This is a genomic window from Nocardioides sp., from assembly GCF_034670285.1.
Classification (GTDB): Bacteria; Actinomycetota; Actinomycetes; order Propionibacteriales; family Nocardioidaceae; genus Nocardioides.
Genome location: NZ_JAXMNS010000265.1, coordinates 1 through 5,493 on the forward strand (window position 1 = coordinate 1; position 5,493 = coordinate 5,493).

Sequence of the window (5,493 nt, forward strand, 5' to 3'; positions counted from 1 at the left end):
ACGGCCACAACGAGAATCTCGGACCCGAGCGTGGCGGCGGCGGCGCCCTCGTAGGAGTAGCGCGGGATCAGGACGAGGTTGGCCCCGACGTTGAGGCTCAGTCCGACGAGCATCACGACCGGGTAGACCCGGTGCCGGCTCATCGCGATGAGGCACGTCAGCCCGAGGGTGGAGTAGAGCGCGAGGAACTCGGCCACCACCAGCACCCGGGTGGCGTGCTCGCCGACCGCGTAGTCGGCGCCGTACAGCGCGGTGGTGAGAGGTGCCGCGAACCCGACCAAGCCGACCACCGCACCCCCGCCGAGAAGTCCCACGATCATCGCACCGCGCCGCATCACGCTGCGGAACTCCTCGGTGTCGTCGGGCCATGCGCGCACGAGCAGGGTGAGCAGCGGGATGGTGACCGCGGTGCCGGCGAAGTGCACGATGTCGATGAACTTGTAGGAGACGCCGTAGATGCCCACGGCGTCGAAGGTGTCGAGCTTCGAGAGCATGACCGAGTCGACGCGGTAGTAGAGAGTGGCCAGCCCGATGCCCAGGGTGAGCGGGATCGCCTCGACGAGGAGGCGCTTCCACACGCGGAGGTCGACGCGCAGCCGGATCCGCATGAGCTTGCGCGCCGCCGGGATCTTCCAGGCCAGGATCACGATCTCGGCGAGCACCGCGGGGATCGTGAAGTACAGAACCGTGCCGCCACCCGAGGCCGCGATGGCGGCGGTGAGGGCGAACTGAGCGACCTGTCCGGTCACTCCGGCCACACCGACGACCCCCATCCGCATCCGCGACTGGAAGACGACCTCGAGTGCGGACGACGGAGTCGCCAGCACGATGACGATCGCCGCGACCGCGGTGGCCTGCACCACCTCGCTCGGATAGCCGAGCAGCATCACGATGAGCATCACCAGCCCGTAGCCGACCAGCCCCATCACCGTACGCAGCACGATGTAGGCGCCCGCGAAGCCACCGGGGTCGCCGTCGGGGTCGTCCAGCATCCCGCTGAGCGCGATCCGGCCGATGCCCATGTCGGTGACGATCGACATCAGTCCCAGCACCGCGAAGATGAGGGTGAAGCGACCGAACCCCTCCAGGTCCAGGTCGCGCGCGATGAGCACCGTGCCACCCCAGCCGAGACCGGCGACGACGAGGCGGCTGCCGATCAGCCAGGTCGTGTTGTTGAGGAGTCCGGCTTCCGGGGGCGGCGTGCCGTCGTCGGCGGCCCGCTGCTCCGCGGCAGCCTTCAGCGACGCCCGCTCGCGCAGGCTGCGGACCAGGCTCAGCACGCGGCCTCCACCTCGTCCTGCTGGCGAGCCGCTGTCGGCTCACCGTCGTCGACAGCCTTCGTCGTACCGAGACTGAGGAGCACGCCGACGAGCAGCCAAAAGTAGAAGTCGAGTGGGAAGATCTCGAGGTACGTGCCGACCAGCGAGGCTGCCGCCGCTCCCCACACCGAGGCGGCGATCCCCATCGCGAGCGCGCGGTCGTCGCCGGTCGCGCGGCGCGCAGCCGACACGGCAGCGGCGATCACCGCGGCCCCGAGCAGCAGGAGCAGCCACAAGCCGATCGGACCGAGCTCGATGACGGTCTTGATGTACTGGTTGTCGGGCAGGTAGAGATCGTTGAGGGTGCCGGCATCGGTGACCAGCTCGGAGGCGTCGACGCCGAGCTCGTTGGACTTCTCCGCCGCCGAGCCCGTGGTGCCGATGCCGTTGCCCAACGGGGCCCCGAGCAGGCTGTCGAAGATCGTCTGCCAGCCCGACGTCCGCTGCCCCAGGCTGCTCGAGGAGAAGTAGGCCTCCAGGAAGGAGGCCGGCACGAAGAGCAGCCCGATCGCCGGGATCGTGAAGGCGTAGACCAGGCCGTGGAAGCGCCAGATGATCAGCACGACTAGCCCGACGATCAGCGCCAGGGTGGCTCCGCGCACGACCGAGGCCGCCATCCCCACCACGAGCAGCGGTGTGGAGGCCAGGAAGATCCGGTTGCGGGTGCGGCGCCAGTCCGACAGCGCCACCGGCAGGCACACGAGCAGCACCAGGCTCATGAAGAGCCCGAACGAGAACGGCTGGGTGAAGGTCGAGAACGAGCGAAGCAGGCTCCCGGAGAAACGGATCGCGGTGTTGTACTCGAACCCCATCGCGTTGAGCCGGTCCGGGCCCAGCACCTGCTGGGCCAGACCGAAGAGAGCCGTGACGATGCCGGTGCCCATCAGGATGCTCACCAGTCGGTCCCGGTCGCGCGCGGTGAACGGCGCGAGCCACATGATCGCGGGCACGACCGCGTAGAAGTAGCTGACCTTGAGGCCCCAGAAGGCGATCAGGCCGCCGGTGAGCGCCGCCGAGAGCAGTCCGAGCGCGACGAAGGCGATCGCGGCCGGCACCCAGACCGGAAGCGTGGCCTGACGCGCTGCCCGATCCGAGTTGGGCACGATCACCGCCGCCCCGAGGGTGAGGACGAGCAGCACTTCCTTCCACGGCCCCAGCAGCTCTCCGACGGGAAGCAGCAGGAGCAGCCCGTCGAAGGGCAGCAGTGCAGCCAGCAGCAGGAGCCCTCGCTGCGGACGATTGAGCAGGGCCACTGCGACGTGACCCAGCGCGAGCAGCCCGAGGACGAGGAGCAGCAGCGAGGAGATCGCGATGTCTCCTGAGATCACGCCCACGTCGTACCCGGCCCGTGGTGCGCCATGCACTCCCCGAGGGGAGCGCGCGTCACGAGCCCTTCGTGAACACGACGGAGGAGACCGTGCGCGCGATGATCTTGACGTCGAACCACAGGGACCAGTTCTGGATGTAGTAGTTGTCGAACTGCACCCGCTCCTCGATGGAGGTGTTGCCCCGCAGGCCGTTCACCTGCGCCCAGCCGGTGAGGCCCACCGGGGCGCGGTGCCGCTCAGCGTAGCGCGGGATGGTGCGCGAGAACTGCTCGACGAAGACATCGCGCTCAGGGCGCGGACCGACGATGCTCATGTCGCCGCGGAAGATGTTCAGGAGCTGGGGCAGCTCGTCGAGCGAGGTCTTGCGCATGAAGGCGCTGAAGGGGCCCAGGCCCGCGTGACCGTTGACCGAGAAGACCGGCTTCTCGTCGCTCATGCCCAGCGACTCAGGGCGCACCGAGCGGAACTTGAGGACCGTGAAGTTGATGCCGTCCAGGCCCACGCGGGTCTGGCGGAACAGCACGCCGGGGCCGTTCTCGATGCGCACGGCCAGGGCCACCATCGCCATCAGCGGGGCGAGGAGCACCAGCGCGGCGCCCGAGGTGACGACGTCGAAGGCACGCTTGACGCGCCAGGAGTTGGAGCGCCACACGTTGCGACGCAGACGCATGAGCGGGGTGCTCCACAGCTGGTCGATGTCGCGGCTGCGGTGGGTGAGCTCGAAGAAGCGCGGAACGGCGAAGATCTCGGTGGAGAGGCGGTCGCACTCACGCATCGTGGTGACCAGGAGCGCGTCGTTGCCGCCGGCGTCGTTCGGGTTCGGGGCACCGAAGGCCACCACGACCTCGCTGACGCCCTCGCGGCGCACGAAGCGACGGAGGTCCTCGTACTTGCCGAGGAGCGGGACCGGGAGGGTCTCGGCGCCCTCCGGCACGTGGCTGTCGAGGAACCCGACCGGGCGCAGCCCGAACTCGGGGTGGGCGAGCATCGTGCGAGCGATCTCCTGGCCGGTCATGCCGGCGCCGAGGATGATCGCGCGGTGCTCGACGACGCCGCGGCGACGCGCCTCGCGCACGACGATGTAGGCGACCGAGCGGCCCAGGGCCACCGCGGCGGCCACGAGGAAGGCCTGGACGACGAGGACCGGCGGGATCGCCTCGCCGGCGAAGGAGCGGACCGTCATCTGCGAGAACCCGCCCACGAGGGCGGCGATCACGATGACGGGAAGGTCGTCGAGCGCCGAGAGCGTCAGTCGCGAGCGGTAGGCGCCCAGGCAGGTGAGCATGATGAGGACACCGGCGTACATGCCGACCATGGTGAGCATCGGTGGCGTCGGGATGAGGAACAGCGCGGCGCTGATCGCACCGATGTCGCTGAGGATGAGGTACGGGCGAGCGGTGCGCTTCCAGCCGTGGCCGCGGGGGCCCTCGACCAGGTGCTCGAGCTCGACAGAGCTGAGGTCGCGCTCGGCGTTGCGGCTGACCGGGGCGACGCGACCGTCGGCGGTGGCCGACGTGGCGTGCTCGGTGGCGCTGGTGCCAGTGTGCTTCATCGGTGATTTCTCCCCATGACGCGGACGACCTCGGGACGGTGGTCCGCTTGCTGGTCCGTACTCTGCCGAAATTCGGGTAACGATGGGGACACGCCGTTTACAAGATGGCCCCACAAATCCACCCCTGGGTATCAGTGACCCCTGCTTGCCGTCCCCGAACCTCAGGTTAACCGCAAGGAACTTGAGGAATGGGCGCAGAGCGTGATCAGAACGCGGCGCGGATCTCGCCGACGGGCACGCCGCCGCCGAGAAGCGTCAGGACACCGGTGCCACGCACGGCCTCGGTGTCGACCCCGGCCTCGGTGTCGACGCCCGAGCGCTTCAACGCCGCGGCCATGAGCACCGGGCGCACGCGCGGAGCACCGTCGTCGGTCTTCAGAGCGAAGGAGCGGCCGTCGGGCAGCGCCACGACATAGCAGGACTCGGCGCCGGCCTTGCCGATCGAGCCGGGCAGCGCGGTGAGCAGGGTGCGCTCGTCACGGCGCGAGCCGGAGACCATCTCGGGGTGGCTTCGGATCGCGTCAGCGATGCGCGCCTCCGGGCCGTCCTGCGCGGTGGCGATCGTGGCGAAGGCGCGGGCGAGCCCGACCAGGGAGGTCGACAGCAGCGGCGCACCGCAACCATCAATGGCGGTCACCTCGATCTGCTCGCCGGTCAGCTCGGCGAAGGTCTCCGCGATCGCGACCTGGAGTGGGTGCGTCGGGTCGAGGTAGGTGTCGGTGTCCCAGCCACGCAGCACGCACGTAGCGAGCATCGCGGAGTGCTTGCCCGAGCAGTTCATCGCCAACGAGGTCTTGGCGCCCCCGCCTGCGAGCACTGCCTCCTTGGCGACGTCGTCCAGCGGGAAGTCGGGTGGTGTCTGCAGGGCGGCCTCGCTCAGCCCTGCGCCGTCGAGGATCCGGAGCGCGCCGGACTGGTGCATCTCCTCCCCCGAGTGCGAGGCGCACGCCAGGGCGAGCAGGTCGGGGGGCAGGTCGAGCCCGAGACGCACCATCGCGAGCGCCTGGATCGGCTTGTTGCACGAGCGCGGCAGCACCGGGCTGGTCACGTCGCCGACCGACCACTCGACCGACCCGTCCGCTGTGAGGGCGACGAGCGAGCCGTAGTGGTGTCCCTCGACGAAGCCGGAGCGGACGATCTCGGCCACCACGGGCCGCGCTGCGCTCAAGAGGTGCGTCCGAAGTCGTCCTCGAGCCGGCAGATGTCGTCCTCGCCGGTGTAGGCGCCGTGCTGGACCTCGATGATCTGCAGGTCCTCGGAGTGCTCATTGGAGAGCCGGTGCGCCGCACCCAGC

5 protein-coding genes are annotated in these 5,493 nt (G+C 69.5%); all 5 read right to left on the reverse strand.

The window, feature by feature from the left end; genetic code table 11:
- The coding region (locus VOI19_RS13330) for a flippase (protein ID WP_323793450.1) at positions 1–1,280 on the reverse strand (1,280 nt) is incomplete at its 3' end.
- Positions 1,274–2,647 carry a hypothetical protein gene (locus tag VOI19_RS13335; protein ID WP_323793451.1) on the reverse strand — a complete coding sequence of 458 codons (1,374 nt, stop codon included), beginning with the start codon at positions 2,645–2,647 and terminating at the stop codon, positions 1,274–1,276. The genes VOI19_RS13330 and VOI19_RS13335, both read right to left, overlap by 7 nt.
- A gap of 55 nt (positions 2,648–2,702) precedes the next feature.
- Positions 2,703–4,199, reverse strand: a complete 1,497-nt coding sequence (locus VOI19_RS13340) for a sugar transferase (RefSeq protein ID WP_323793452.1) — start codon at positions 4,197–4,199, stop codon at positions 2,703–2,705.
- A gap of 205 nt (positions 4,200–4,404) precedes the next feature.
- Positions 4,405–5,367, reverse strand: coding sequence for an asparaginase (locus VOI19_RS13345; protein WP_323793453.1), 963 nt, complete (start codon positions 5,365–5,367; stop codon positions 4,405–4,407).
- On the reverse strand, positions 5,364–5,492 hold the full coding sequence (locus tag VOI19_RS13350; RefSeq protein WP_323793454.1) for a mannose-1-phosphate guanylyltransferase: 129 nt from the start codon (positions 5,490–5,492) through the stop codon (positions 5,364–5,366). Before VOI19_RS13350 ends, VOI19_RS13345 begins: the two co-directional genes overlap by 4 nt.
- Between the last annotated feature and the right edge of the window lies 1 nt (position 5,493).

Coding starts and splice junctions, on each gene's coding strand:
- VOI19_RS13340 (WP_323793452.1), bottom strand. CDS start 4,199: ATGAAGCACACTGGCACCAGCGCCACCGAGCACGCCACGTCGGCCACC.